A 26,806-nucleotide genomic window follows, 5' to 3' on the forward strand; every position below is an offset into this window, starting at 1 on the left:
GAGACCGCCGACCATGCAGCTGCACGACGTCTGGTTCATCGTCATCGCCGTCCTGTGGACGGGCTACTTCTTCCTCGAAGGCTTCGACTTCGGGATCGGCATCCTCACCAGGTTGCTGGCCCGCGACGAGCGCGAGCGCCGGGTGCTGATCAACACCATCGGCCCGGTCTGGGACGGCAACGAGGTCTGGTTGCTCACCGCCGGCGGCGCCACCTTCGCCGCCTTCCCCGACTGGTACGCCACCCTCTTCTCCGGCTTCTACCTGCCGCTCTTCGCCATCCTGGTCTGTCTGATCATCCGGGGCGTCGCCTTCGAGTACCGCGCCAAGCGGAGCGGCGAGCGCTGGAAGCGCAACTGGGAGCGGGCCATCTTCTGGACCTCGCTGCTGCCCGCCTTCCTCTGGGGCGTCGCCTTCGCCAACATGGTGCACGGCGTCGCCATCGACCGCGACAAGGAGTACGTCGGCGGCGTACTCGACCTGCTGCACCCGTACGCGCTGCTCGGCGGCCTGGTGACCCTGGCCCTGTTCACCTTCCACGGCGCCGTCTTCACCGCGCTGAAGACCCTCGGCGACATCCGGCAGCGGGCCCGCGCCCTCGCCCAGCGGCTCGGCCTCGCCACCGCCGTACTCGCCGCCGCCTTCCTCAGCTGGACGCAGCTCCACACCGGCAACGGCCGCAGCCTGGCCGCGCTGCTGATCGCCGTCGCCGCGCTGCTCACCGCGCTCGCCCTCAACCGGGCCGGCCGCGAGGGCTGGGCGTTCGCCTGCTCCGGCGCCGTGGTGGTCGCCACCGTGGCGATGCTGTTCCTGGCGCTCTACCCGAACGTGATGCCCTCCACGCTGGACGCGCGGTGGAGCCTGACCGTCGGCAACGCCGCCTCCTCCGCCTACACCCTGAAGATCATGACCTGGGTCGCCGGGCTGTTCACCCCGCTGGTGCTGCTCTACCAGGGCTGGACGTACTGGGTCTTCCGCCGCCGCATCGGCGTCCAGCACATCCCCGCCACCCCGAACCACGCCCCCGTCCCCGCCCAGCCCGCACCCGCCCAGCCCGCACCGGCCCAGCCCGCCGCCGACCGCCCATGAAGCCCGTCGACCCCCGGCTGCTCGCCCACGCCCGCGCCACCCGCACCTTCCTGGCCTGCTCCGTGCTGCTCGGCGCGGCCGGCGCGGGCCTGGTGATCGCCCAGGCCGGACTGATCGCCGAGATCGTGGTCCGAGCCTTCCAGCAGCACGCCGGCCTCACCGAACTGCGCACCCCGCTGCTGCTGCTCGCCGCCGTCGCACTCGGCCGCGCCGCCGTCGCCTGGCTCACCGAGCTGGCCGCCCACCGCGCCTGCGCCACCGTCAAGTCCGAACTGCGCCGCAAACTGCTCGACCACGCCACCCGGCTGGACCCCGCCGCGCGCTCCGGCCGCCGCACCGGCGAACTCACCGCCCTCGCCACCCGGGGCGTGGACGCCCTCGACGACTACTTCGCCCGCTACCTGCCGCAGCTGGCCCTCGCCGTCGTCGTCCCCGCCCTGGTCCTGCTGCGCATCCTGGGCGCCGACTGGCTGTCCGCCGCGCTGATCGCCGCCACCCTGCCGCTGATCCCGCTGTTCATGGTGCTGATCGGCCTCGCCACCCAGAGCCGGATGGACCGGCAGTGGCAGACCCTCGCCCGGCTCTCCCACCACTTCCTGGACATCGTCGCCGGGCTGCCCACCCTCAAGGTCTTCGGCCGGGCGAAGGCCCAGGCCAGGGCCATCGCCGCAGTCACTGACGACTACCGCCGGGCCACCATGCGCACCCTGCGGATCGCCTTCATCTCCTCCTTCGCGCTGGAACTGCTCTCCACCCTCTCGGTTGCCCTGGTCGCCGTCTCCATCGGCTTCCGACTGGTCGACGGCTCGCTCGACCTGGGGACCGGCCTGCTGGTGCTGGTGCTCGCCCCCGAGGCGTACTTGCCGATCCGCCAGGTCGGCACCCACTACCACGCCAGCGTCGACGGGCTCGCCGCCGCCGACCGGGTCTTCGCCGTACTGGAGACCCCCCTCCCGCCGGCCGGCCGCACCCCCGCCCCCGACCTGGCCGGCGCCACCCTCACCGCCACCGGCCTCACCGTCACCCACCCCGGCCGCACCACCCCCGCGCTGCACGACGCCGAGCTGCGGATCGGCCCCGGCGAGACCGTCGCCGTCACCGGTCCCAGCGGCGCCGGGAAGTCCACCCTGCTGTCGGTACTGCTCGGCTTCACCCGGCCCGACGCCGGCACCGTCCGCGTCACCGCCGCCGATGGCACCGTGTACGACCTGGCCGACCTCGACCCCGACGACTGGCGGCGGCGGATCGCCTGGGTACCGCAGCACCCGCACCTGTACGCGGGCAGCATCGCGGACAACGTCCGGCTGGCCCGGCCGGACGCCACCGACACCGAGGTCCGGGCGGCGCTGCGGGCCGCACACGCCCTCGACTTCACCGACCGGCTGCCGGACGGCGTCCGCACGCCGCTGGGCGAGGGCGGCGCCGGGCTGTCCGCCGGGCAGCGGCAGCGGCTCGCCCTGGCCCGTGCCTTCCTGGCGGCGGACCGCCCCCTGGTGCTGCTGGACGAGCCCACCGCCAACCTGGACGGCGAGAGCGAGGCCGCCGTGGTGGCCGCCGTCGACGCCCTGGCCGCCGACCCGCACCGCACCGTCCTGCTGGTCGCCCACCGCCCCGCCCTCCTCGCCACCGCCACCCACCACCTCCACCTCACCACCCCGCCCCCAGCACCCCCGTCCGGGGTGCGGGCTGCGGCCTTGGCGTCCCCGTCAGGGGCGCGAGGAACTGCGCGCCCGGCCCCCCACGACCCCAACGAGCCCACCCTCCCCGCCCCGTCCGGGGCGCGAGGAACTGCGCGCCCGGCCCCCCACGACCCCAACGAGCCCACCCTCCCCGCCCCGTCAGGGGCGCGAGGAACTGCGCGCCCAGCCCCCTACGACCTTGACGAGCCCACCCTCCCCGCCCCGTCCGGGGCGCGAGGAACTGCGCGCCCGGCCCCCCACGACCTTGACGAGCCCACCCTCCCCGCCCCGTCAGGGGCGCGAGGAACTGCGCGCCCAGCCCCCCACGACCTTGACGAGCCCACCCTCCCCGCCCCCGCAAACAGCACCCCCACCCAGGCCACCCGCCCCGCAGGGACCCCCACCGCAGGCACCCCCACCGCAGGGACCCCCACCGCAGGGACCCCCACCGCGGGCACCCCCCTCAGCCGCATCGTCCGCCTGGCCCGCGCCACCACCCCCCGCGCCCGCTTCCCCCTCGCCGCCCTGCTCGGCAGCCTCGCCCTCGGCAGCGCCGTCGCCCTGCTGGCCACCTCCGGCTGGCTGATCTCCCGCGCCTCCCAGCAACCCCCCGTCCTCTACCTGATGGTCGCCGTCACCTCGGTCCGCGCCTTCGGCATCGGCCGCAGCGTCTTCCGCTACGCCGAGCGACTGCTCTCCCACGACACCGTGCTGCGCGCCCTCGGCGGCCTCCGCACCGCCGTCCACGCCCGCCTGGAACGCCTCGCCCCCGCCGCCCTGCACTCCGCCGACGGCTTCCGACGCGGTGACCTGCTCTCCCGGCTGGTCGCCGACGTCGACGCCATCCAGGACTGGTTCCTGCGCTGGCGGCTGCCGGTCGCCGCCGCCGTCACCGTCTCCGCCGCCGCCTCACTCGGCCTGGCCGCCCTGCTGCCCGCCGCAGGCGCCGTCCTCGCCGCCGGGCTGCTGCTCGCCGGAGTCGCCGTACCCGCCCTCTCCGGCGCCCTGGCCCGCCGCACCGAGCGGCGCACCGCACCCGCCAGGGGTGCGCTGGCCACCGGTGTCCTCGACGTCCTCACCGGCACCGCCGAACTCACCGCCGCCGGTGCGCTCCCCCGCCGGCTGGCCGTCGTACGGGACGCCGATGCCGAGCTGACCCGCCTCGCCGCCCGCTCGGCCGCCACCGCCGGTCTCGGCTCCGGCCTCACCGCGCTGATCACCGGCCTCACCGTCGCGGGCGCCGCCGCCGTCGGCGTCCAGGGCGTGGCCGCCGGCACGCTGTCCGGCGTCTGCCTGGCCGTACTGGTGCTGACCCCGCTCGCCGCGTTCGAAGCCGTGGCCGGGATGCCGGTGGCCGCCCAGTTCCGCCAGCGCAGCACGGCCGCCGCCGCCCGGCTGGTGGAGGTGCTGGACACCCCCGACCCGGTACGCGAACCCGACCAGCCCGCCGCGCTGCCCGCCACGCCGCTCCCGGTCACCGTACGAGGGCTGCACGCCCGCTGGCCCGGACAGCAGACCGACGCCCTGGCCGGCCTGGACCTCGACCTCACCGCCGGCCGCCGGACCGCCGTGGTCGGCCCCTCCGGCTCCGGCAAGAGCACCCTGGCCGCCGCCCTGCTGCGCTTCCTCGAACCCACCGCCGGGAGCATCACCCTCGGCAGCGGTCCGACGGCCGTGGACAGCCGCGCCGCGTCCGGCGACGACGTACGCCGGGTGATCGGCCTGTGCGCCCAGGACGCCCATCTCTTCGACAGCTCACTACGGGAGAACCTCCGCCTGGCCCGACCCACCGCCACCGAGGCGGACCTGCGCCGCGCCCTGGCCGCCGCCCGCCTGCTGACCTGGGTCGACTCCCTCCCCGACGGCCTGGACACCATGGTCGGCGAGCACGGCGCCCGGCTGTCCGGCGGCCAGCGGCAGCGGCTCGCCCTGGCCCGCGCGCTGCTGGCCGACTTCCCGGTGCTGATCCTGGACGAGCCCGCCGAACACCTCGACCTGCCCACCGCCGACGCCCTCACCGCCGACCTGCTGGACGCCACCACCGGCCGCACCACCCTGCTCATCACCCACCGGCTGGCCGGCCTGGCCGACGCCGGGGTGGACGAGGTCCTGGTACTGGACCGGGGCCGGGTGGTGCAGCGCGGCGGCTGGGACGAGCTGGTCGGACAGGACGGACCGCTGCGCACCATGTGGCGGCGCGAGCAGCGGGCCGACCTGCTGACGGCGGCCGCCGTGCGGTGAGCGGCGGGTCAGCCCTCGGCGGTCCAGCCGTCCCGCAGCAGCTGCTCCAGCACCAGGGCCACCCCGTCCGCGTCATTGCCCTCCGTGTGGCGGCCGGTCGCCGCCAGCACCTCCGGGTGCGCGTTGGCCACCGCGTACGCGGTGCCCGCCCAGGCCAGCATCGGCAGGTCGTTGGGCATGTCGCCGAAGGCCACCACCTGCTCGGCCGTCGCACCGCGCTCCTGGCACCAGCGGGCCAGGGTGCTGGCCTTGCTCACCCCGGTGGCGCTGATCTCCAGCAGCGCGATCGGGCTGGACCGGGTGAACTCCGCCAGCTCCCCGGCCGCCTCCCTGGCCCGCAGCAGGAACGCGTCCGGGTCCAGCGCCGGGTGCCAGGCCAGGATCTTGAAGATCGAGTGCACCTCGGGCGCCGCCAGCAGCTCCTCGGCCGGGGCGATCCGATGCGTGGCGTCCGCGTCCCACATCAGCGCCGGGTAGTCGGGCTCGTGCGAGAAGCCGGTCGGGTACTCGAACGCGAACTCGGTGCCCGGCAGCCGGTCCCGCAGCCGCTCCACCACCGCCAGCGCGTCCGCCGGCCGCAGCGGGTAGCTCTCCAGCAGCCGGCGCCGCCGCACGTCGTACATCGCGCCGCCGTTGGAGCAGATCGCCACCCCGTGGCCGCCGATGTGGCTGCTCACCGACTCCATCCAGCGCGGGGGCCGCCCGGTGACGAAGACGATGCACAGCCCGGCCCGTTCCGCGGCGGCCAGCGCGGCCTGGGTCCGCGGCGAGACCGTACCGTCGCTGCGCAGCAGGGTGCCGTCCAGGTCGGTCGCGATGATCCGGAGCCGGTCGGCGCGGCCCGGCCCGCCCCCGGCGTGCTGCCGGTCAGGAGTCGAAGAGGTCGTGGTCACCGCCCCATCCTCGCCCACCCCACCCCCACCCGACCCCACCCAGCCTTCACCAGCCCCCGCCGGACGCGGTGACCGTCGGCGCATCCCCGGGCCGGCTCGATCCTCGGGTCAAGGCCGGAGTGGAGCGCCTCGCTCAGCGCTACCTGGGCGATCCCGATGCCGAGGACCCAGGGGTCTCTCCGCTGCTCGACCACGCGGAGGGACGGCTGAACGTCCGGCATCAGGAGCACCGCCGCTTCCGGACGGCCTTCCTCCTGCGGATGCAGCGCTGGCCCGCCACGGGCAGGTCCTGACATGAGCGGGACGGCCCCCGTCGCCGCAGAGCCCGGCCATGCCGTCGGGGCCCCAGGTGAGCCCGGTCCAAGGGGGGGCGTCTGCGCCAAGTGGCGTGCAGGGCCGTGCGGTGTCCGGTCCGCTCATGGCGGACCGTAGGCTCGGGGCATGCGTCTGAGTACGGTGATCCTGCCCGTGTACCGGTGGGGCGAGGGACAGAAGGTCTGGCGGCGGGCCGAGGAGCTGGGGTTCCACGGGGCGTACACCTATGACCACCTGAGCTGGCGGAGCTTCCGGGACGAGCCGTGGTTCGGGGCGGTGCCGACGTTGACGGCGGCGGCGGTGGTGACCGAGCGGATCAGGCTGGGGACGCTGGTCACCTCGGTCAAGCCTCGTTCACCCATCACAGTCTGACCTGGGACGTAGACAACCCTGTCACCCTAGGTAGCGGTGCAACTGCACGGGTGGCGATCAGTCCAGTTCGAACAGGGGCTCCGGCTTCTGTGCCTTGTGGGAGTACCGCTGGGCCTTGGACGCTCGACTTCGAGTGCGCCGCTGGCGCTCGATGGTGGTTTCCTCGCTGAACTCTGTGGCCACGACGACGCTGTGACCGGCGCTGACTCGGCGTTGGACGAGGTCCCGGAGTTGCTCGGCCGTGGTTCCGACCGTCCCGGCCAAGCCGTGCTTGACCAGCTCGACGAACTGGGTGCTGACCAGGTGGCGTTCCACCTGGTCGTAGCCGAGCAGGCGAGCTTCGCTTCCCTCCCGGCCGCGGGTGCAGTCGTCCTCCAAGAGGAGACGCACGTAGGAGACCGGGAGGTACATGCCAGGAGTGAGCCCTCCGGTGAAGCTCTCCGGGTCCCGCGGCCAGTAAGCGAGCTTCAAGAAGCACGGGTCGCTCCCCAGCCGCCAGTCGCTGGGGCGGGACGGTGAGGTGCTCAGCTTCGCCACTTCGTCGAGTCGGTCGAGCTGGCTTCTCAGCCGCTCGTCCACCCGGATCGACCTCTTGCGTGATTCGAGACGCTTGTACTGGACGAACGTGAAGCTCATGGTCGGCTCGTGGTAGTAGATCATGTCGGTGCCGAAGCGGGACTCGATCGGGGTGGCATTGACGTTGGCCACCTCCAGGTATCGGCCGCTGGCGTCTCGCAGTACGTGCACGTCGCAGCGTGTTCCCACGCCGTCCTCCCACTCGCTGAACAGGCCGAAGGCCTCACCTGAAGCGCGGACGTCATGGTCGATCAGGCTGTGCTCAACCGGCTGGGGGATGAGGCCGGCCAAGTACGGGTCGTGTCGTGATGGCGGGCGCTGCCACGCTGCGAGGGCGGACAGGGGAAATTCGGAGATGCGCACAACGCTGCGTGTCGCATCTTGCTGTTCCTGCCACGACCGGTCGGCCGCGTCACTGCTGTCCAGAACGGGCGGGTTCGCCTGGGCCGCGAGCCAGTCCAGCAGGCCGATAGCCCCCGGATGGGCTGCACGCAGCGCGCCATCGATGGCCTCCCACAGAGTGTGGCTGCACATACCGACGGCACCGATCTGAGACGCTTGCTCGAACTCGCTCCGCAACTCGGCAGAGAGCCGGCTGAGAAGACCGTCGTGCCCGTCGAGCGGGATCGTCTCCATGCACTCGCGGAGGGGGTCGACGGTTATGCTCCAGTCGACAGCGCCGACCGTGTTGTGCTGCGCCACGATGCCGAGCCACATCAAGTGCCTGATCCGCTGACCGGTCGCCGTGGTGGTGGCACTCAGGAGCAGGACCATGGGCCTACTCAGGGACGGCTCAACCGGTCGGACTTCCTTGGGCAGTGCCTTCGTCAGCCGTTGCTCGATCCTCAACTTCTCGCGGATGGAGTTCAGTCCGCCCGCAGGCAGTGTCACGATGTAGGCCACTGCAGGAGCGTATCGACGCCAGAGCCGACGCTTCATCAATTTGCCCGTACTGCAATGCGAGCAGACCGTGTCCACGGCCGGGGCGCTCCACCAGATGGGTTCGGAACGCCCCAGCGAAGCATCTCAACTCAGCTGGGCGAGGCCCTCGGTGGCGATCCGCTCGAAGGTGTCCAGGTCGTTGGCGAAGATCGAGTCCGGCACCGGCCAGTGGATCACCAGCTCGGTGATGCCCAGCTCCCGGTAGGTCCCGGCCCAGTCGACGAACGCGTCGACCGACTGCAGCGGCTTCTCCGCCGTGGACCCCTGCAGCAGCACCTTCGCCAGCTCACCCACGTCCCGCCCGGCCGCCTCGCAGGCCGCCGCCAGCTTCTCGATCTGCTGCGCCACGACCCCGGGCGCCTGCTCCACCGGCACGTCGGCCGGCCCCTTCGGGTCGCCGTACGTCACCCAGCCCTGCCCGTACCGCGCCGCCAGCTTCAGCCCGCGCGGCCCGGTCGCCGCCACGTAGAACGGCACCCGCGGCGTCTGCACGCACCCGGGGATGTTCCGCGCCTCCACCGCCGAGTAGTAGGTGCCCTCGCGGGTCGTCGCGTCGTTCGTCAGCAACTCGTCCAGCAGCGGCACGAACTCCCCGAACCGCTCCGCCCGCTCCTGCGGTGACCACGCCTTCTGCCCCATCGCCGTCGCGTCGAACCCCGTCCCCCCGGCCCCGATCCCCAGCGTCAGCCGCCCGCCGGACACGTCGTCCAGCGTGATCAGCTCCTTCGCCAGCGTCACCGGGTGACGGAAATTTGGCGAGGTTACGAGCGTCCCCAATCGAAGCTGCTCGGTGGCCGACGCCGCCGCGGTGAGGGTCGGGATGGAGCCGAACCACGGCCCGTCCCGGAACGACCGCCAGGAGAGGTGGTCGTAGGTGTACGCGGCGTGGAAGCCGAGGTCCTCGGCGCGCCGCCAGACCTTCTGGCCTTCGGCCCAGCGGTAGATGGGGAGGATCACTGTGCTCAGTCGCATGCCATCGACCCTACGTCCGAGGGGCGCCAAGCTCTGCCGTACTCCTCGAAAGAGCACCGCTGGGTACACCGGGTGTCGCAGACGGCATGGGTCCAGGACACGTAGTGGGATGCGATGGCCTGGACCCATGCGGGTCGACTACTTCAGTCGGACTCTGCCACTGCTTCCGAGGCGGTCCGTGCTTCCCGAAGAGAGTCGGCAATCGCGGCGAACTCGTCCAAGGCAGCCTGAAGGTCCTCGACGATGTCTGCGGCGATTTCCTCGGGCGAAGGAAGCGAGTCGGCGTCTTCCAGGCTGGGGTCGCGAAGCCAGGTGATGTCGAGGTTCACCTTGTCCCGGGCCACCAGCTCGTCATACGTGAAAGGCTTGAAGCGCTCAGTCTCGACTCGCTTGCTGCGGTCATCCGCCGAGAAGCACGCGACGAAGTCGTCCAAGGCGCCCCGGGTGAGGGGGTTCTGCTTGAGCGTAAAGTGCTGCGCAGTACGAAAATCGTACACCCACAGCTTCTCCGTCCACGGCTGCTCGGGGCGCGCTGGCTTCCGGTCGAAGAACAGCACATTCGCCTTGACGCCGCCCGCGTAGAAGATGCCAGTCGGCAGGCGGAGCATGGTGTGGAGGTCGTACTCCTTGAGCAGCCGACGGCGGATAGTCTCGCCGGCTCCGCCCTCGAAGAGCACGTTGTCGGGAAGGACCACCGCTGCCCGGCCGTGGATCTCCAACAGAGAGGCGATGTGCTGGACAAAGTTCAGCTGCTTGTTGGTGGTGGTGACCCAGAAGTCGCGGCGCTCATACGCGATGGCTTCGCGGCTGGCACTGCCGTCCTCGCCGTAGATCGTGATCGAGGACTTCTTACCGAAGGGCGGGTTAGCGAGGACAAGACTGGCTCGCTTCGCCGGCGGCTGTGCAAGAGCGTCCTCGTCCCTGACCAGTTTCGGCCCGTTGGCATGCCCGATGCCGTGGAGGAAGAGGTTCATAGCGGCCAGGCGCGCGGTGTTGCGCACGAGCTCGGTGCCCCAGATCCCACCCGAGCTCAGGGCGCGGCGCTGCTCTGGTGTGAAGGTGTTGCCGTATTCACGGACGAGGTACTCCGCTGCTGCCAGGAGGAAGCCCCCTGTCCCGCACGCTGGGTCCGTAATTGTGTCGTCCGGGGTGGGCCGCATGCAGTCGACGATCGCCTGGATCAGCGACCTAGGCGTGAAGTACTGGCCCGCCCCAGACTTGATGTCCTCGGCACCCTTGGCCAGCAGTTCCTCGTACGCGTCGCCCTTGACGTCGGTGCCCTGCTGCGACCAATCCTCCTTGCCGATCAGATCGACAACGAGACGGCGTAGCTTTGCTGGGTCCTGGATCTTGTTACGGGCCCCGTTGAAGATCAGGTTGAAGGTAGTGCCAGGAGAGGAGTTGCCGAGATCTTCGAGAAGGTGGCGGTATGCGATCTCAAGGGCATCACCCTTCGCGTTGACCAGTTCAGGCCACCCGCGGCCATCCCAGGCCGGACCAGACGGAAGGACCTGTTCGCGGAACATGGCCGGTCGCGACTGGGCTTCGTCGGCCATCTTGAGGAATAGCAGGAAGGTCAGCTGCTCGACGTAGTCGATGGTGGAGACGCCGTCATCCCGAAGGACGTTGCAGTAGTTCCAGAGCTTGTCAACGAGACGACGGGTCTCAAGGGTGCTCACTCGGGGATCTCCAAGTCGAGAAAGGTCTGGGAGACGGAACCGACAGGGACGATGGCGGCAGGTGCAGGCTCCTTCGGTCGTGCCTGCGAGGGATCAGCACTCGCGGCCATCCGGCTTCGGCTGAGTCCAGATGGGCGACGCTTGCCGGAACCGCGCTCAGTAGCGATGCGATGCAGGAGGCTCTCGGCCGGTTCGTCACTCGAATTCTGAGGTACAAGTCGCCCATTAAAAGCTTCCGCGAGCAGTGCGCGGCGCAAGGACTTTGTGCGCGCCTGGCTAATTTGCACCTCGACAGAGAGCTTTGCCATCTTCCATTCAAGGTCTTCATACTGGCGGCAGAACCTGCGCTGCCCGTCTAGATTGGGAAGGGGGAATGAGACTGCAGACAAGATCTTCTGATTGACCTTATAAATTCCCGCAGTGGTCCTGGCCTGACGCTCGATCTGCTTACGCACTATATCAGAGTTCCAGATGATCCTCAGGAAGGACGGGAGAATTCTTTTCGGATTTGGCCGAGCTCGAATAATAGTGTCAGGATAGGCTACCGGATCTGGATCTGATTCAACGAGTGCACCACGTCCAACGAGGGAAATGGAGCCACTCCCGCGGGAGATTAGGAAGTCTCCGCGCGAGACGAGAAAAGGCATTGCCTGATCCTCGTCCCAGTCCCCGCTCTTTCGCTGCGTGAGATCCACTCGCCCATTCCCCAGCGCCGTTAGTCGGAGAACGGGAAAGCCGCCATCGCGGGTGGTTACTGACCTGCCGTTCGAGAGCCCCTCCGCTAGGACCTCATGGAGCGCGACTTGCTCGTGTTCGCCCAGCAGATTGTAGAGTCCGGCCTTGGCCAAGCTGCCGAGGTTCCGCTCTGCTCGAGTGAGCGTTGCGCTCGCGTGGTCAAGTCGAGACAGCTGCTCTTCGAGTGAATCGACGATTCGCAGCTGCTCAGCCGCCGGGGGAACGAGGAGCGAAACTTCTCCGAGTGATCCTTGGGAGATATTGCGCATCGACTCCTTGGTGCCTGTCGAACGCCGTGAAATCTCTCTCCTTACGCCAGGAGATGACAAGGAATAGAGGAGCCATCTGCGGTCAACTTCTGATCCTGGGATAAGACGCAGACTCTTGTCGCTCAACAGAAGCCTTGGGCGGCACTCTCCGACAAGCACCGGGGCGCCCACATACTCTTCGGTGTTCGCTCTGCTCACGAGAATGTCTCCCGACTGAATCTCGTTTCGTGAATCGAACCCGTAGTTCTCTGGGACGGCCTTATTCTCAGCCTCGTCAAACTCGCCCCACGTCATCGCACTGACCTTGATGACTCCCCATTCGTCAGGGTTTGCGCGACGCGGCTCACACTTGAAGGACTTCCCCGCCTCAACTCGGAGCAAGAGATCGTTGAGCTTTACCCGCGCCCATCCCCTCGGCAAATCCCCACTCACGCGCTCAGCTCCCGTCCCAGGTCTTCCAGAATCTCCGCTGCGCGGGGGCCACCGAAGGCGGCGAGGAAGCCGTCCACTCCACCGCGCTCGATAAAGGGTACGTCCTTGAGGTCGTCAGGCTCGATCGCCGCGTCTGTGGCGATGACATCGACGATGCGCTGCAGCCACCAGATCTGGTCGGCGGTGAACCCGGCGCTGGCCTGCTGCTGGCGTGCGATCCAGGCGGCGTAGCGCTCCTCAACCAAGCTGCGGTACGGCCGTGCGGTCTCGTCCAAACCGAGCTCTACCCGCAGGAGGCCGATGAGGTCAACGACGCCCGCGCCGTGCTGCGGACGCTCGGCGGCCTTGCCGAGCTGTACGTAGGCGTTCCACAGGGCGTCCGGCGTCCAGCGGTAGGGCGGCCGCTCGATGCGACGTGCGAGATCGCGCAGCTGCCGGTACACCTCGTGGGGGTCGCGGCGTTCACGGAAGGCTGCTTCCAGCGGTGCGATCACGCCCTGGTGTTCCTTGAGGTACTGCTGCCAGGAGGTGACGCGCTGGGTCGCGATTTCTTCTGCGGTGATGCCTCGGGCCTCGACGATGTCGTCCACGCTCACCTCGTCATAGACGATGTCGTGTGCTCGGCGGATCTGCATGATGCGCTCCCGCAGTTCCCGGCTGGCGAATGGAGTCAACCCGTCGATCGCGAGCTGACGGACCGCCTCCGGGCCTCCGATGCGCCGAGCGTTCTCCTGAGCGTCCGGGTCCACAGCATTGACCAGGCCACCGACGATCTCGCTCAACGGCTTGCCCCCGGCGAGTTCGGCGAGCTCGTCGCGTTCCTCGTCGGTCAGCTGCCTGTCCAGGCGGGCGAGGCGGCCGGCGAGGGTAGCGATCTCATCCTCGGTCAGGGAGAAGGTCGCGCTCTTGTCGATCAGCCGCTGGAGCGGGATCTGCTTCTCGGAGGCACGTACCAGCGGCCGGGCATCCACACGCGGCGAGTCCGTGACACCGACCGCGTCGACGATCACGAAGCGGTCCTTGACCTTCGCGTCGGGTGTCACGGCCTGGAACTCGTCCGGGTCGATCGTGCGGGCGCCTCGGCCCTTCATCTGCTCGAAGTAGGCCCAGCTCTTCACGTCCCGCAGGAAGAAGACGCATTCCAGGGGCTTAACGTCCGTGCCCGTGGCGATCATGTCGACTGTGACCGCGATGCGCAGCTCGGGGCTGTTACGGAACGCCTGAATCAGCCGATCGGGGTGCTTCGCGGCGTGCGTGATCTTGACGCAGAAGTCGTCTCCCTTGCCGAAGACCTGCCGGGCGGTTGCCACGATCTCCTCGGCGTGGTTGTCGTCCACGGCGAAGATCAGCGTCTTGGGAACGTGGGTGCGGCGGTGTTCCGTCCCGCCTTCCCCCACGGGCGGGAAGATGTCGGTGAACAGTCGGTCGCGGAAGGTCTCGAGGACCAGCTTCAGCTGTCCGCGGCTGATGATCGAGCGGCCGAGCTGCGAGGGTGCCCAGCTGAGGTCGTCCTCCAGCTCCTGATAGCGGTCACGGCGAGTCTTGCGCTCCCGGACGGGCACCACGGTCTCGGCCGGGATGGTGCCGCCCTTCTCACCCAGCTCCGTTCGGATCCGGAACACGTCGAAGTCGACGTTGACGCCGTCGGCGACGGCCTGCTCGTACGTGTACTCGCTGACGATGTTCTGGAAGAAGAAGCCGAATGTCTGCTTGACCGGGGTGGCCGTCAGGCCCACCAGATGCGCGTCGAAGTACTCCAGCACTGCGCGCCACTTGCCGTAGATGGAGCGGTGGCACTCGTCGACGACGATCAGGTCGAAGCTCTCTGGCGGCATCTTGGGGTTGTAGCCGACCTCCACCGGGCCGTCGATCAGGTCGTAGCGGTCGAGCGCTGCGTCCTCGGTGTCCGCGTCGGGTACTTCCCGCCCAGTCAGGGCCAGCCACAGCCGCTGAACCGTGGAGACGACAATGTCGGACGAACCGAGCACGGTCTTTCCGGACATCCGCTGGACCGGGTAGAGCTCGGTGAACTTGCGTCCGTCGTCAGGGGTGTTGAAGTTGTCGAACTCGGTGGCGGCCTGCTTGCCGAGGTTGTTGCGGTCGACGAGGAAGAGGATCCGCTTGGCCTTGGCGTGCTTGAGCAGCCGGTAGCTCTCGCTGACCACGGTGTACGTCTTGCCAGCGCCGGCGGCCATCTGGATCAGTGCCCGCGGTTCGTCCCTTGCCAGTGACCGTTCCAGGCCAGTGACCGCCTTGACCTGGGCAGGCCGGAGTGGGTCCGGATCGAGGAAGGTCCGGGGCAGCCGGCGAAGCCGCGCACGGAAGGTGGGAGCCGAGGGGTCGGCTTCCGCCTCCTTGATCCACCTGGCGATCGTCTCCGGACGATGCACTGCGAACACGTCGCGGGTGCGAGCGTCGGGGTCCAGCTCGTTCTTGAACCGGAAGGTGTTGCCGTCCGAGACGTACTGGAAGGGCAGGGTTGCCCGCCAAGCACTCAGCTGCTGACCCTTCGTCAGTCCGGACGCATAGCGAGCTGCCTGGTCCTGCGCGACCGTCAGGTCAGCGCCTTCGCGCTTGGCCTCAAGCACGCCGATCAGCCGGTGGTCGACGTAAAGGAGGTAGTCGGCCCGGCCGACAGCCGTGCTCACCTCGCGAAGTGCCACTCCCCGGCCTGCAAGAAGGTTGGCCGCAGAGGCGTCCTGAACCACCCAGTCGGCCGCCTCCAGCATGCGGTCGATCTCTGCCCGCACCTGGGCCTCGTTCAGTGGTGCCTGAGCCGCCTTGTGGGCACGCGAGATGATCTCGTCACGCTGGGAGGCCCCAAGCCGCGCAGGAGCAGTGAACGGCAACTCGTCCGAACTGAACTGCTCAAGCCGGGCATTGAGCTGATCGACCAAATCGCGGAGTGCCGCCCGATCGGCCTCGGCTCGAGCGAGCTCGGCCTCCGCCAGCTCACGGGCTACTCGCTCCCGCTCCAGCCGGTCCTGCTTGCCGTCGTAGCGCAGCCGGGCCTCTGCGAGCTTGGTGCGGTACGCCTCAAGCTCGGCTCGGAGCTGCTCCAGCTCCTGCTGCTCCTGGGCCGTTGTCGGCACCGGCCCCTGGGTTGCGGGAGCCGGAGGAAGGAAGACGCGGTGAGTGGTGTCGGTGGTCAGCGAACGGTGCAGCCAGTCGCCAAGGCGGAAGCAGTTCTCAACACAAGCGAGGGCTGCCCGGACCTCGGCGTAGTGGTCGTGAACCGCGCGATTTCCGGTAGCGCGAACCGATTCGAACCACGCCTTCACCTGAGGATGGAGGACACCTTCGCGGGCCAGGGCGTTGATCCGATCGACCTGGCGGTCCCGCGGATCCACTCGAATGCCCAGCAGCCCCACCAAGTAGCGGCTCATCACTTCGCCGAAAGCGCGTGCCTTGAACATGGCGCCGTTGGCATCGGAGTGCACGTACGACTCAGCCGCTACTCCGTACGACACCAGCAGCGGCTCGTGCTGTAGCAGATAGCCGAAGTTGGCAGACCGCGCAGCAAGCTCGCCCGGGTCGGGCCCCGCAGCACCATTAGCCGCCATCCGAAGTTCCCCCTCCGTGCCTGTGAGGTCAAAGCCTTGCAGGATGACACGATCCAACTGGAGTTGCAAGCTTTAACTCTCAGTAGTTGTCATTGCGCTTGGCAATGTCCCAAATCGGCCGCGGCTGCGGCCGCCCTACCTCGCGGTAGCCATACTCGGGCTCCAGACAGCGCCCTTCGCGGCCCGAAGAGCGGCCCGGACTCGCGCAGCACCAACGGTATTGGCTGCCGCTATGCCGTCGTTCTTGGCGGGCCAAACGCCGAGGCCCGCGCAGGGGCGACAGATGCCGGGGCGGGGCACCGGGTCGTGGCACTTGGCGCACTCGGCGTAGCGGGCGGCTGCTGGGCGTACGGGGGCCTGGACGGGTGGCATCTTGCGTTCGAGTCGGTTGCGGAGCACGCCGGCCGGGGAGTGGAGGGGGACGGGCAGGCCGGGTAGCAGGGCGCGGGCGAGATCGGTGTGGGTCGCGCCGCGTTCCAGCCACTGGGCGACCAGGGGCGGGAGGGTGCGGGCTTCGGCCTCGCCGAGGTGCAGGCGGGGTTCGGGGCGGATCACCCGGAACAGCGTGTCGACCGCCTCGCGGAGTTGTTCGTCCGGCAGCGCGGGGGCGTCCTCGGTCGCCCGGAGGTCTTCCTCCCACCCTCCCGGTTCCTCGGTCGTCTCGCTGCTCACGGGGTCGGTGGGGAGGGTGGGTTCTTTGTACCGGTTCTTTGAAAGGGCGTCAGGGGCATCGGTGGTCGGTTCACCGGGGGCCGGACGGGTGGCACCCGGTAGCGGCGGGAGCTGCGGGGTGTCGTAGACGTGGATCTCGCTGACGATCGTGCCGTCGGGCAGCCGGATCTTCTCGACCCGGTAGAAGCCGGCGTCGATCAGCTCCTTCAGGGCCTTGCGGATCGCGCCCCGCCCCTGGGGGCTGGTGTCGGCCATGTGGCGGCCGTCCTCGCGCCAGCCGTCGGGGCGGGAGAGGAGGTCGGCGAGCAGGCCGCGGGCGGTGTAGGACAGTTGCCGGTACTGCAGCATCGCGTTGGGCAGCACGGTGTAGTGGCGCGCGGGGGCGCTACGATGAACACGCATCGGGAGTTACAGCTCCTGGTGCCGGGCCCCGGGGTGTTTGCCGCACCGCCGGGGTCGCCTGTTTTCGGTTGGACTACGGAACGTAGCACAACACCCAGGCAAGCAAGGTGTGTTCATGCGAGCGGTCTTGATCACGTTCACTCGCCGAGGAGCGCGACGCTCTGTCAAGAGCGGGTGGCCCCGTGTTCCAGGTAGGCCGTCTCGGACTGTGCCCTCGCGGCGCGGGCGGCGTGGACGCGGCGGGCCAGGCGCGGGATGAGGACTTCGTCGAGCTGGTCGGTGGTGTGGAAGGCGTACTCGCCGATTTCCACCTGGTCGACGGCGATGTGGTCGAGCTCGTGGGCTGGGAGGATTCCGCCGTCGAAGACGAAGAGGAGCTTGTCGCCCTCGGTGGGGTGGGGCGCCCAGTCGGCGACGAGGAGGCGGCCGATCGGCGGGGTGATGCCGAGTTCCTCCTTGACCTCCCGGGCGGCGCCTTCGCTCGGGGTCTCGCCGGCCTGCAGGTAGCCGCCGGGGATCTCCCAGCCGGGCTTGTAGGTCGGCTTCACGAGCAGGATGCGGTCGTCCTCGTCGAAGAAGAGGACGCCGGCGGCGGTGCGGGGTTGGGCCACGACCTCTTCGGGCTGGGAGTCGCTCATGGCAACGACTGTAGTCGTCCGCTGCGGTCAGGCGACGATGCTGAGCCGTTGGGCGACGCCGGCGAGCAAGTGGCTCGGCCTGCCTCGCTGTTGGCGGACCCAGGCGGTGACGAGGTGTCGCGGGATGAAGTGGTAGCGGACTTGCTCGGGGGCGAGTTCCTCGGCGTCCAGGACGAGGGCGAGCGCCTCGTCCATGCGGTTCTGCGCGCTGTAGGCACGGGCGATTTCGAGCGTGTGCCGGACGCGGCGTTCGAGTGGGAGGGTCGAGGAGTCCACGCGGGGGCCCTGGTCGGCGGCGATCTGGATGTCGCCGAGTTCCATCGCGGTCGAGATCCGGTGGATGGCCACGTTAGTGGGGCCGAAGGCCGTCCACATGTGGTTGGCGTCGTGGCCGAGGCGCTGCGCGGCCCTGTTCGCTTCGGCGAGGAACTCGCGGACGGTGCTGCGGTCCTCGGTCCTGGCGGCGGCCATCGACCCGACCAGGAAGAGGGTGCCGTAGATCGAGAGGTAGGTCGGGGAGGCGTCGTCGAGGCCGGCTTCCAGGTAGGCCGCAGAGTCCACGACCAGGTCGCGGGCTGCGGCGAGGCGTCCGTTGGTGAGCAGGCAGTGGGAGACCGAGCGGAAGAGGGAGCCGGTGACGACGGTGTTGCCCGACTCCTGAGCGGCCGTGAGGCCGCGGTCGGCGGCGATCCAGGCGAGGTCGGCTTCGCCTATCTTCGTCAGGACCATGGCGGCGCCCTGGTAGGCCATGGCGAGCAGGGCCTTGGCCTGGAGCTGCTGGTCGCCCTCGTGCATGCGAACCGCGCGTTGGGCCTGAGCGAGGATGCCGGGGACGAGCCTGGTGGCCCGGGAGTATCTGGCGTCCTGGTAAGCGGACCAGGCGGAGCCGACCTCGGCGCGCAGGATGTCGAGGTCGGGTGGTTGCTCGACGTCGTCGGCGGCGAGGAGCGGCGACATGTGTTTGTAGTCCATGAGCGCTTCGCGGAGCTTCGTGACCGCCCCGCCCTGGGAGTCGGCGGCCCCGTCGAGGAGCGACGGTTCGGCCAGTAGGTCGCCGAGTTGGACGTCGAGTGCGCTCGCGAGTGACTTGATGACCGTGAGCCGGTCGAGTTCGATCCGGCCGTTCTCGACCTTGCTCAACCAGTCGGCCGTCCGCCCGACCAGGCCGGCCAGGACCTCCTGGGGCATGCCGCGTCGGCGGCGGTACCAGCCGACGCGCTCGCCGATGGTCAGCGTCTCCGTCATCCCTCGCATGCTCCCAGCCTCGGGGAAGCTCGGCTCCTTACCCCGGAAGGATTTTCCGGGTTCCCTTCCCCGCATCCTCCTAGCGTTCTGACTAGCCATCAAGCAGCCCTGCCTGATGGGTCATTGAGCGATGCGGAGGGGTGATCATCGTGGTACCTCAGTACCTGCGGGTCGGTGCGACCACCGAGGAGAGACCGGCATCCGCCGACCGTCTTCGCCCAGTGTCCCCTCGGGGCAGTGGTGTGGGCACAGCCCCGCCGCGCACCGGCGAGTCCGAGGCAACCGGTGCCTGGGCGATCGGCTGCACGGCGGTGCAGATGAGCTTCCTGCGCGCTCCTGCCTCGGTGCCTCTGGTTCGGACGTTGGTTCGGGGGATCGTCGGCAGCTGGAAGTTCGGCGAACTGTTCGTTCAGGACATCGAACTCGTGGCATCCGAACTGTCCACGAACGCAGTGCTCCACGGTGTGATGTCGAGCCTCGGGTGCTTCGACGTTCGGCTGGTGCCGCAGCCCAACGGGCTTCGGATCGAGGTCGCGGACGCGGGGACCGGGACTGCGGTCGTGCAATCGGAGTGCTCGCCGACGGCCGAGGGCGGTCGGGGGCTGCTCCTCGTCGACTGCCTGTGCGAGCACTGGGGCGTCGACGAGACCCGCGACGGCACCGTGGTCTGGGCCGAGCTCAGGACCGATGCGGCATGACCGATTACCGGCTGCACCACGGCATCCACCGTCGAACCGGCCAGGATTCGTTCGGCCAGAAACTCACCTGGCTCTGGGTCCTCGGCCACCTGATCGTCTTCGCCTTGCTCGGCGTGACGGCCTACCACCAGTTCACCTTCGACCGCTTCGGCCCCGCCCTGGCGGCCGACCACGAGCCCGACTGCGGCTTCGAGGACTGCGCCGCAGCCGATGACGGGACCTGACGACGGACTCACGCCTCGTCAACACATGCGCCACCGAAGAGAAGGGAGCACAGCCCTGTTGCTCACCGCGCGTCTTCGGACGCCACAGCCACCCCCTCCGCCCCCTCCGGCCCCACCGCCGCCGACTCCACCGACCCCGCCCTATCCGGGTCGCTGAACGCAGGAACCGGGTGGGCCTGCCGGGACGGATACCGGCAGGCCCACACGGCCCAGCCCTGGATCGAATCGCAGGGGAAGCGCGACAGACCAGTAGAGAAGGACGCCGGTGGCGGCATCGCCCGGCCGAGACAGCTACGGAGAGTGGATCATGAAGGCGGCGCTCGACGGCACACCGGCAGCGGTGCTCACATTGCCGACCGTCAGGGAGATGGCGGAGCAGCGCGGGGTGCCGGTGGAGGATGCCCTGCTCATCGCGATCAACCTGTACGGGATCTCCTCCGCTCACGGCCGGCACCGGGCCCGAATCTCCGTCCGCCTTACCTCCCGGCCGGACGCTTCCTGGATGGTGATCGTTCCGCTCAACGCCGAGGCATCGCCGTTCCGTCTGAGCGGCGAGGAACTGTCGCTGGGCAGCGAGGTCGTCGGCACGATCGACCGGGTCGCCGCCGACGAGGCGGTCGGCGGGTACTTCCGGGACGACGGACGGGCCGCGACGCTCAACCCGAACGCCCGGAGCCGTTGTGTGGGGTGTGCGTTCTGCCCGAACACCTTGGAGGCCGCTGCCGATCCGCGGCTCGCTGAGGAGCGGGAGCTGAACGAGCTGCTGGCAGCGCTGGTCGAGCAGCACCCCCGCCACGACCTGACCGAGCTACGGGAGGTCACCGTGTCGACGGGGTGCTTCGAGCGGGAGCGAGCAGCGGTCGACCACCTGATAGGGCTCCGCGAGGTGCTCTCCGCCCATGGGATCGGCGCCCGGATCGGGCTCCTCACCTCGGTCATCCGCAGCAGCGGGGCGTTCGAAGAACTGGCCGAGCGCGTCGCCCCGTTGGTGCTGCGACTCACCGCCGAGTGCTTCAGCCGGCGCGACCTCCTCCTCAAGGCCAGCAAGGCGGCCCTCACCGCTCAGGAGATGCCGCAGGTCCTGGAACGGGCGATGCGTGCGGGCCACGCGACCTCGTTCACCTACATCGTCGGCCTGGACAGGCTCACCGAACTCCGTGCCGGCGTGGGTGAGCTGATGCCGTTCGTCACCGAGTTCCCCAACTTCCAGGTGTACCAGGCGCACAACTCGATCATGGCGGGGCTTCGAACCGGCGGGTCCGAGTCCCTGGACTACTACTTGCGGGCACGTCGGGAGATCGAGGAGATAGTCGGTCCGACCGGCCTTCGTCCCGTGGCATGGGAGTGCTACCGGCCGCTCTGGTACTTCACGTTCGGCGAGGAGCAGTTGGTGCCGCCGTGCTGAACCGCGCCGATGCGCTGTGGAGGGCCGCCACGTACGTGGCGGTGGCGCTGCTGCACCTCGACGACAACCAGCTGCTGGCCGAACCGCTCAAGGCCGAGCACGTGAAGCCCCGTCCGGCAGGGCACTGGGGCACCGTTCCCGGTACAGCGTGGGCGCTCGTCCACACGGTTCTCGCCGCCGGTGAGGTGGGGCCCGGTCGCGAGCTGGTCCCGGTGATCGGGGCCGGTCACGCCGGGATGGTCCAACTGGCCTGCGCCTGGCTCAGCGGCCAGTTGGCCTCCGTACGGCCCCAGTACTCCCGTGACGCGGCAGGGCTGCGTCGCCTCGCCCGCGACTTCCCGCACGTCGACGGCCTCGGATCGGAGACCCACCCCCTGCTGATGGCGGGAGCGGCACCCGGAGGGTGCCTCGGTGGTGCGCTCGCGTTCAGCCACGGCTTGGCGCTCGATGTCCCCAGGCGGATCGTCGTGCCGATCATCGGCGACGGTGAGTGCGAGACCCCTACGACGGCGGCCTCGTGGCTCGCGGCCCGAGCTCTGGAGTCGAGTGCGGTCCTCCCGATCGTGCATGTCAATGGCTTCCGGATGGGTGCCCAGTCACTGCTGGGGATGATGACAGACTCGGAACTCGTCCCCTACGCAGCCGGGTTGGGATGGCGAGCCCGTGTCGTGCACGTCGAGGCGACCACGGTGGACGCGCACGAGGCGTTCCGGGAAGCCTTGGCAGGGGCGGCCGATGCGGTTGCCGACGGCGCGCGGACGGCCGTGTTCCTGCGCTGCGTGAAGGGCTGGAGCGGACCGGAGTCGGTCGATGGGCAGCCGGTGCTCGGCACCGCTGCAGCGCACAAGACGCCTCTCGGTGGCGCCCACTCGGACGAAGGCCAACGCGCCCAGTTGGAAAGGTGGTTGGCGTCGTATCGGCCTGCCGAACTCTTCGACCACGACGGCCAGCCGATCGGCGCACTGGCCGAAGCCATCGACTCGGCCGCCTGGCACTCCGCCGAAGGCGCCGGACGCGCCCCGCTCGGACTGCCGAGGTCTGTCCTGCCCGCTCGTGCCGACCGGTTCGGTGAAGCAGTGGGCGGTGTGCTCCGCAGGCACGCCGAGGGCGGCGGGTTCCGGGTCTTCAGCCCGGACGAGCTCTCTTCGAACCGCCTCGGCGCGCTGCGGGACGAGCCGTGGGTCTCCGAGGTGCTGGCCGAGGAGGTGCTCCTGGGCTGGCTGTCCGGCTGGATCAGCAGCGGCCGTCGCGGTGTCCTGGTGTCCTACGAGGCGTTCGCGCCGCTCATGGCCTCCGGGATCGTCGGCCATCTCAAGCACCGGCGGCTCGCCGGGGAACAGGAGGTACCGAGCCTCAATCTGCTGCTGACCTCGTACGGGTGGCACAACGTCTTCACACACGGCGACCCGTCGCTGTCGACCGCGCTTCTCGCGACGGAAGACCCGGCGGTGAGTGTGCTGGTGCCGGCCGATACCCGGCGCACCGCCGCCGTGCTCGACACGGCGCTGAACTCGACGGACCGGGTCAACGTGCTGATCGCGGGCAAGCACAGCGAACTGCAACTTCCTTACGAGACCGTCGAGCAGGAGTTGGGGCGGGGGCTCGCGATCTGGTGGCACCTGAGCGATCGGGAGGCGCCCGACCTCACCATCGTCGCGGCCGGGGATCTTCCGACCGAGGTGGTCATGGAGGCGGTGCCTCTCATCCGCGCCCAACTGGGCTGCCGGGTGCGGGTCGTGGGTGTCCTCGACCTGACCGTCCTCGGCGATCCGCAGCGCTGGCCGAAGGGCCTGACCGAGGATGAGGCCGATCACTACTTCGGTGAGCGTGCTGCGCTTCTGGTCGTCACGCTTGGGCATCCGGCAGCGGTGTGGGGGCTGTTGGCGGGGCGGTTGCGACGGCAGGTCGAGGTGATCGGCTGGCGGGAGCCGTCCGGGCCGATGCCGCAGGACGTGCTCGCTCATGAACTCGGCTTCGACGCCGAGGGAATGCTCCGGGCAGCCCGTCGGCTGACCGGCAGGTCGGAGGCAGCACGATGACGGATCTGCTCATCGACAAGGTGGAGACGCTGTTGACCGGCGGCGGGACGGAGACCGGGGACGACACCGTTTTCGTCGCGGTCCACGGCGGCGGCCAGACAGGGTGGTACGGGCCCGTGAGCCTGGTGGTTGCCCAGGCGGTGGAAGCGATCGGACCCGCAGTTACAGGGGCCTCCCTGCTCGACCACCACGGCCTCCGGCCGCGGCTTCGGGCCGCCGCCCCCACAGTCTCGGACTGGGCGGTCGGAGCAATCGACTGCGCTGCATGGGACCTTCACGGCCGCCTGGCCGGCAGGCCGGTGGCCGACCTGCTCGCACCGGGACGGAAGGCGCGGGCCGTACCGGCGTACGCCTCCTGGCTACGGATGGACCTCAGCGGCCCCGCCAACCGCAGTGCGCTCACTCAAGTCCTCGCCGAAGGATGGGCGTTCACCAAGTGGGGACTGCGCCGCCGCCCGGGGCCGAGCATCGCGGCCGAGGCCAGGGACCTGGTCGAGGCACTGGAGCGCGTCGCTTCGGTCATCGACGCGCCCTTCGCCGTCGATGCAGTGGGCACCTGGAGTCCGCAACTCGCTGCCGCTGTCGCGCCCCTCCTGGGCCACCCGCACCTCGCCTGGCTGGAGGATCCCCTGCCGGAGCACTATCTGCGCACCTACAGCCAGTTGGCCGCTGCCGGAGTGCCGATCGCGCTCGGTGAACGCATCAGGCCCGATGAGGACCTGCGCGCCCTCCTCGACGTTGCCCGACCCACCGCCCTGACCATCGACGTCGTCGGCTGCGGCGGCCTCACCCGCGCGGTCGAAATCACCAAGGCCAGCTACGAGGCCGGCGTTCCCGTCTACCCACACGGCCGCTCGATGGTGCCCGCTATCCACCTCGTGGCGGCGTTCCCCGACACCGTTCGAGCCGTCGAGTACCGCCGTCAGTGGGAGCCACGCCGCCAACTCCTCTACGCCGAACCATGGATACCCGAGAACGGCAGATTCCCTGCACCCGATGCCCCCGGACTCGGCACCCAACCCCGGAGTACCCGATGACCCGAACCACCCAGCTCCTCCCCGTTCACGGAACGACCCGCCACGACGAACACGGCCTGCTGCTCGTCCTGGACCAGCGGCTCGACGGCCACGACACCTTCCTGTCCGGTCGTCTCGACCTTGGCCAGGGGCCAGCGGCCGTCAGGATCATCACCCTCGACGACGTCACCGTCCTCCGCCCGATGGAGACGATCGAGGTGACCACCCCATCCTGGGCCGGAACTCTCCACCTCCCGCACGGACTTCGCCCGCGCAGCATCCCCGACGACCTGACCGCCGCCGCCCGGACCACCCACCGAGACTTGGACGCGCTCGACGAGGCCGAACTCCGGTACGCGCTTACCTTCCTGGGCGAGTCCACCACGGAGCAGATCCGCATCGCCCGGGTCGAGGCCATCGTCTCCGCCCTGCCCGCCGTGGAAGGCGAAGCGGCATGAGGGAGACCGTCCGTCCCCTGGTCAGCCTGGACATCGGGGGAACACTGGGTACCACACAGGGCCCCGGCCTCGCAGGTCGACTCGCGGCCCTCTCGCCGCTCGGGCCGCAGCAGGCCCGGCGCGTCATGCGGGACGTCCTGCACACGGCCCCCGAGATCACCGAGGACGTGATCGAGAAGGTCAGCGCGGCACTCGGCATCGAGCCGTCCGACTTCCCGACGGACCTGCCCGTCCCCCCGCTCGTCCTGTTCCCCGGAGCCGTCGAGGCGCTTCAGCAGTTCAGCGACTTGGCCACCGTGGTCACGCTCTCGAACGTCACCTGTACCGAGGCCGACCCCGACCGGCTCCTCGCCCTGCTCTCCCCGTGGGTCAGCGCTCACTTCCCTTCCTGCCGGACCGGCTTCGCCAAGCCCGACCACCGTGCGTTCCGGACCGTCACCGACTCCTGCCAGGTCCCGGCCTCGGCCGTGGTCCACGTCGGCGACGACTGGGAGTGCGACATCCGCGGCGCTGCGGCAGCCGGATTCGCCGCCGTCTGGCTCTCGCACGGCCGCGCGGTCCCCGACGAACACGTCCTCGTTGAGCACGACGTACTCGTCGCCCATGACCTCACCGACGCAGTCCACCACGTCCGCCACCTACTCGACACGAGGCACCCATGAGCCTGTTCGCCGGCACCTCCAGCTACTACCGCCAGTACCGTCCCGGCATCCCCGAGGAGGTCGCGACCGTCCTCGACCGGGCCGTCGCGCCCGGTCGGCCCCGCCGACTCCTGGACATCGGTACCGGCACCGGACTCGTCGCCGAGGCCCTCCTCGGCCGGTTCGACGACATCATCGCCATCGACAACGACCCCGACATGCTCGCCGCCGCCGAGGAAGCCCTCCGGTCCCAACTCCCGGGCGGAGCAAGCCTGGCGCTCGTCGAGTCGACGGCCGAGGACTTCAAGGCCCCGGCCAGTTGGCAGGCCGACCTCGTGACGATCTGCCGGGCCTTCCACTGGCTCGACCAGGCCACCGTCCTCGCCCTCCTCGACGAGCAGGTCGCCCCCGGCGGTGCCGTCGCCGTCTTCGGCGACAACAGCTTCTGGGCCGCCGACAGCCCCTGGAAGCAATCCGTGCGCGCGGTCGTCCAGAGCTTCCTCGGCGAGGAACGGCGCGCCGGCAACAGCACCTTCAAGCACCACGACCGGCCCTACAGCGAGATCATGGAGGAGTCGCCCTTCAACCAGGTCGAGGAGATCCGGGTACCCGTCCACCGGACGTGGAGCACGAAGGGCATCCTCGGCTACCTCTACTCCACCAGCTTCGCCGCGCCGCACCTCTTCGGCGACCGCCTCGGCGCGTTCGAGGCGGCCGTGGAGAACGCCCTCGCGCAGCACAGCACCGACGACGTGTTCCCGGAGGACAACGAGTTCCTCATCCGGATCGGCCGGCGGGGCACCGCGTGATACCGAACGGCAGACCAGTCGCCCGCCAGTTCGGGCGGCTGGCCGCACCCGCGGTCCTCACCGAGCTCACCGCCGAGTCCGTGCTCTGCCTGCCCATCGGCTCCCACGAACAGCACGGCCCCCACCTGCCGCTCAACACGGACACCGTGATCGCGGAGCAGTTCACCCGCCTGCTGATCGAGCGGTACGGCGAACAGCACGACCTGTGGGCCCTGCCGACCATCCCGTACGGGCTCTCGCTCGATCACGCCTGGTCGCCGGGCACCGTGTCGCTCCGGATCGCCGGCTTCATGGCCCTGCTCGAAGCCGTGGTCACCGAGTATCTGCGGGCGACCCCGGCCCGAAGGCTCCTGATCGTCAACGGCCACGGCGGCAACCGGGGAATCCTGGAGCCGGCGCTCTACGAACTGGAGCGCGCACACAGGTTCTCCGTCTGCGTCATCCACCCGACGTCGCTGTCTCCCGTTCCGACAGTCGGCGGGGCCGTCCCGGAGGTTCACGCGGGCATCCGCGAGACGGCCATGATGCTCGAACTCGCCCCGGACGACGTCCACCTCGACCGCCTCCCGACGGACTTCGCCGCCAGTGGCAGCGACGTGCAGCGGCTCGTCATGGAGCGCGGCACGACCTGGCCGTGGACCTCCGGCGACAGCCGCATCGCTACCTGCGGCGTCATCGGGGGCAACCCCCGCGAGGCGACCGCCGACGCAGGCCGGGCCGTCCTCGACGGCGCCCTCGACGCGGCTGGGCCCGTCCTTGCGCACCTGACCGATCGCCACCAGTAGCAGCCTTACGCCCACCTGG

At 69.6% G+C, this 26,806-nt stretch carries 20 protein-coding genes and 1 pseudogene; 12 read left to right on the forward strand and 9 right to left on the reverse strand.

Annotated features, from left to right (window positions below):
• The first annotated feature begins 13 nt into the window (after nucleotides 1–13).
• Together cydB and cydD are read left to right on the forward strand one after the other, a co-directional pair.
• Entirely contained in the window at nucleotides 14–1,087 is a 1,074-nt protein-coding gene (cydB, locus tag ACIQGZ_RS01655) for a cytochrome d ubiquinol oxidase subunit II (protein WP_402598642.1), read from the forward strand.
• Entirely contained in the window at nucleotides 1,084–5,007 is a 3,924-nt protein-coding gene (gene cydD, locus ACIQGZ_RS01660; RefSeq protein ID WP_402598644.1) for a thiol reductant ABC exporter subunit CydD, read from the forward strand. The genes cydB and cydD overlap by 4 nt, the downstream gene beginning before the upstream one ends.
• Before the next feature lie 8 nt (nucleotides 5,008–5,015).
• Here the strand turns inward: cydD and ACIQGZ_RS01665 are convergent, their stop codons facing one another.
• Complete coding sequence (locus ACIQGZ_RS01665; RefSeq protein WP_402598645.1) at nucleotides 5,016–5,900, reverse strand: HAD family hydrolase; 885 nt, start codon at nucleotides 5,898–5,900, stop codon at nucleotides 5,016–5,018.
• A gap of 441 nt (nucleotides 5,901–6,341) precedes the next feature.
• Between ACIQGZ_RS01665 and ACIQGZ_RS01670 the strand changes: the two are divergent.
• Nucleotides 6,342–6,584 (forward strand): annotated as a pseudogene (locus ACIQGZ_RS01670) (LLM class flavin-dependent oxidoreductase); the annotation flags it as partial.
• A gap of 60 nt (nucleotides 6,585–6,644) precedes the next feature.
• On the opposite strand, the gene ACIQGZ_RS01675 reads toward ACIQGZ_RS01670, so the two are convergent.
• The 8 genes from ACIQGZ_RS01675 to ACIQGZ_RS01710 all read right to left on the reverse strand — a co-directional run bounded on the left by ACIQGZ_RS01675 (nucleotide 6,645) and on the right by ACIQGZ_RS01710 (nucleotide 18,712).
• Nucleotides 6,645–8,066 (reverse strand): hypothetical protein, encoded by a 1,422-nt coding sequence (locus ACIQGZ_RS01675; protein WP_402598647.1) that lies wholly within the window; start codon nucleotides 8,064–8,066, stop codon nucleotides 6,645–6,647.
• A gap of 123 nt (nucleotides 8,067–8,189) precedes the next feature.
• On the reverse strand, nucleotides 8,190–9,077 hold the full coding sequence (locus ACIQGZ_RS01680; protein ID WP_402598649.1) for an LLM class flavin-dependent oxidoreductase: 888 nt from the start codon (nucleotides 9,075–9,077) through the stop codon (nucleotides 8,190–8,192).
• A gap of 143 nt (nucleotides 9,078–9,220) precedes the next feature.
• Nucleotides 9,221–10,756: an N-6 DNA methylase gene (locus ACIQGZ_RS01685; protein WP_402598651.1), complete on the reverse strand. Its 1,536-nt coding sequence runs from the start codon at nucleotides 10,754–10,756 to the stop codon at nucleotides 9,221–9,223.
• Nucleotides 10,753–12,192 (reverse strand): hypothetical protein, encoded by a 1,440-nt coding sequence (locus ACIQGZ_RS01690; protein WP_402598652.1) that lies wholly within the window; start codon nucleotides 12,190–12,192, stop codon nucleotides 10,753–10,755. Before ACIQGZ_RS01690 ends, ACIQGZ_RS01685 begins: the two co-directional genes overlap by 4 nt.
• Nucleotides 12,189–15,812, reverse strand: coding sequence for a DEAD/DEAH box helicase family protein (locus ACIQGZ_RS01695; protein ID WP_402598654.1), 3,624 nt, complete (start codon nucleotides 15,810–15,812; stop codon nucleotides 12,189–12,191). The genes ACIQGZ_RS01690 and ACIQGZ_RS01695 overlap by 4 nt, the downstream gene beginning before the upstream one ends.
• A 78-nt stretch (nucleotides 15,813–15,890) precedes the next feature.
• A complete protein-coding gene (locus ACIQGZ_RS01700) occupies nucleotides 15,891–16,829 on the reverse strand; it encodes a hypothetical protein (RefSeq protein WP_402598655.1) in 939 nt (312 codons plus the stop codon).
• Nucleotides 16,830–16,993: 164 nt separating this feature from the next.
• Complete coding sequence (locus tag ACIQGZ_RS01705) at nucleotides 16,994–17,467, reverse strand: NUDIX domain-containing protein (RefSeq protein WP_402598657.1); 474 nt, start codon at nucleotides 17,465–17,467, stop codon at nucleotides 16,994–16,996.
• Between the two features lie 27 nt (nucleotides 17,468–17,494).
• A complete protein-coding gene (locus ACIQGZ_RS01710) occupies nucleotides 17,495–18,712 on the reverse strand; it encodes a helix-turn-helix domain-containing protein (protein ID WP_402598658.1) in 1,218 nt (405 codons plus the stop codon).
• Between the two features lie 242 nt (nucleotides 18,713–18,954).
• Here ACIQGZ_RS01710 and ACIQGZ_RS01715 point away from each other — a divergent pair, with 242 nt between their 5' ends.
• From ACIQGZ_RS01715 to ACIQGZ_RS01755, 9 genes are all read left to right on the forward strand, one after another.
• Nucleotides 18,955–19,410 (forward strand): ATP-binding protein, encoded by a 456-nt coding sequence (locus ACIQGZ_RS01715; protein ID WP_402598659.1) that lies wholly within the window; start codon nucleotides 18,955–18,957, stop codon nucleotides 19,408–19,410.
• The gene (locus tag ACIQGZ_RS01720) at nucleotides 19,407–19,634 is read left to right on the forward strand and encodes a hypothetical protein (RefSeq protein ID WP_402598660.1); all 228 of its coding nucleotides are present in this window, start codon (nucleotides 19,407–19,409) and stop codon (nucleotides 19,632–19,634) included. The genes ACIQGZ_RS01715 and ACIQGZ_RS01720 overlap by 4 nt, the downstream gene beginning before the upstream one ends.
• A 307-nt stretch (nucleotides 19,635–19,941) precedes the next feature.
• On the forward strand, nucleotides 19,942–21,039 hold the full coding sequence (locus tag ACIQGZ_RS01725) for a hypothetical protein (RefSeq protein WP_402598661.1): 1,098 nt from the start codon (nucleotides 19,942–19,944) through the stop codon (nucleotides 21,037–21,039).
• The gene (locus ACIQGZ_RS01730) at nucleotides 21,033–23,078 is read left to right on the forward strand and encodes a hypothetical protein (protein ID WP_402598662.1); all 2,046 of its coding nucleotides are present in this window, start codon (nucleotides 21,033–21,035) and stop codon (nucleotides 23,076–23,078) included. The genes ACIQGZ_RS01725 and ACIQGZ_RS01730 overlap by 7 nt, the downstream gene beginning before the upstream one ends.
• Nucleotides 23,075–24,115 carry an enolase C-terminal domain-like protein gene (locus ACIQGZ_RS01735; protein WP_402598663.1) on the forward strand — a complete coding sequence of 347 codons (1,041 nt, stop codon included), beginning with the start codon at nucleotides 23,075–23,077 and terminating at the stop codon, nucleotides 24,113–24,115. Before ACIQGZ_RS01730 ends, ACIQGZ_RS01735 begins: the two co-directional genes overlap by 4 nt.
• The gene (locus tag ACIQGZ_RS01740; RefSeq protein WP_402598665.1) at nucleotides 24,112–24,552 is read left to right on the forward strand and encodes a hypothetical protein; all 441 of its coding nucleotides are present in this window, start codon (nucleotides 24,112–24,114) and stop codon (nucleotides 24,550–24,552) included. The genes ACIQGZ_RS01735 and ACIQGZ_RS01740 overlap by 4 nt, the downstream gene beginning before the upstream one ends.
• Nucleotides 24,549–25,214: an HAD family hydrolase gene (locus ACIQGZ_RS01745; RefSeq protein WP_402598666.1), complete on the forward strand. Its 666-nt coding sequence runs from the start codon at nucleotides 24,549–24,551 to the stop codon at nucleotides 25,212–25,214. Before ACIQGZ_RS01740 ends, ACIQGZ_RS01745 begins: the two co-directional genes overlap by 4 nt.
• Nucleotides 25,211–26,002: a class I SAM-dependent methyltransferase gene (locus ACIQGZ_RS01750; RefSeq protein ID WP_402598667.1), complete on the forward strand. Its 792-nt coding sequence runs from the start codon at nucleotides 25,211–25,213 to the stop codon at nucleotides 26,000–26,002. The genes ACIQGZ_RS01745 and ACIQGZ_RS01750 overlap by 4 nt, the downstream gene beginning before the upstream one ends.
• Nucleotides 25,999–26,787, forward strand: coding sequence for a creatininase family protein (locus tag ACIQGZ_RS01755; RefSeq protein WP_402598669.1), 789 nt, complete (start codon nucleotides 25,999–26,001; stop codon nucleotides 26,785–26,787). The genes ACIQGZ_RS01750 and ACIQGZ_RS01755 overlap by 4 nt, the downstream gene beginning before the upstream one ends.
• Nucleotides 26,788–26,806: the final 19 nt, after the last annotated feature.

This window comes from Streptomyces sp. NPDC092296 (genome assembly GCF_044755465.1).
GTDB lineage: Bacteria > Actinomycetota > Actinomycetes > Streptomycetales > Streptomycetaceae > Peterkaempfera.

Bases quoted from the DNA above. Each gene is read 5' to 3' on its own strand.
- cydB (WP_402598642.1), top strand. From the start codon at position 14: ATGCAGCTGCACGACGTCTGGTTCATCGTCATCGCCGTCCTGTGGACG.
- ACIQGZ_RS01745 (WP_402598666.1), top strand. From the start codon at position 24,549: ATGAGGGAGACCGTCCGTCCCCTGGTCAGCCTGGACATCGGGGGAACA.
- ACIQGZ_RS01725 (WP_402598661.1), top strand. From the start codon at position 19,942: ATGAAGGCGGCGCTCGACGGCACACCGGCAGCGGTGCTCACATTGCCG.
- ACIQGZ_RS01700 (WP_402598655.1), bottom strand. From the start codon at position 16,829: ATGCGTGTTCATCGTAGCGCCCCCGCGCGCCACTACACCGTGCTGCCC.
- cydD (WP_402598644.1), top strand. From the start codon at position 1,084: ATGAAGCCCGTCGACCCCCGGCTGCTCGCCCACGCCCGCGCCACCCGC.
- ACIQGZ_RS01740 (WP_402598665.1), top strand. From the start codon at position 24,112: ATGACCCGAACCACCCAGCTCCTCCCCGTTCACGGAACGACCCGCCAC.
- ACIQGZ_RS01750 (WP_402598667.1), top strand. From the start codon at position 25,211: ATGAGCCTGTTCGCCGGCACCTCCAGCTACTACCGCCAGTACCGTCCC.
- ACIQGZ_RS01680 (WP_402598649.1), bottom strand. From the start codon at position 9,077: ATGCGACTGAGCACAGTGATCCTCCCCATCTACCGCTGGGCCGAAGGC.
- ACIQGZ_RS01710 (WP_402598658.1), bottom strand. From the start codon at position 18,712: ATGACGGAGACGCTGACCATCGGCGAGCGCGTCGGCTGGTACCGCCGC.
- ACIQGZ_RS01705 (WP_402598657.1), bottom strand. From the start codon at position 17,467: ATGAGCGACTCCCAGCCCGAAGAGGTCGTGGCCCAACCCCGCACCGCC.
- ACIQGZ_RS01735 (WP_402598663.1), top strand. From the start codon at position 23,075: ATGACGGATCTGCTCATCGACAAGGTGGAGACGCTGTTGACCGGCGGC.
- ACIQGZ_RS01720 (WP_402598660.1), top strand. From the start codon at position 19,407: ATGACCGATTACCGGCTGCACCACGGCATCCACCGTCGAACCGGCCAG.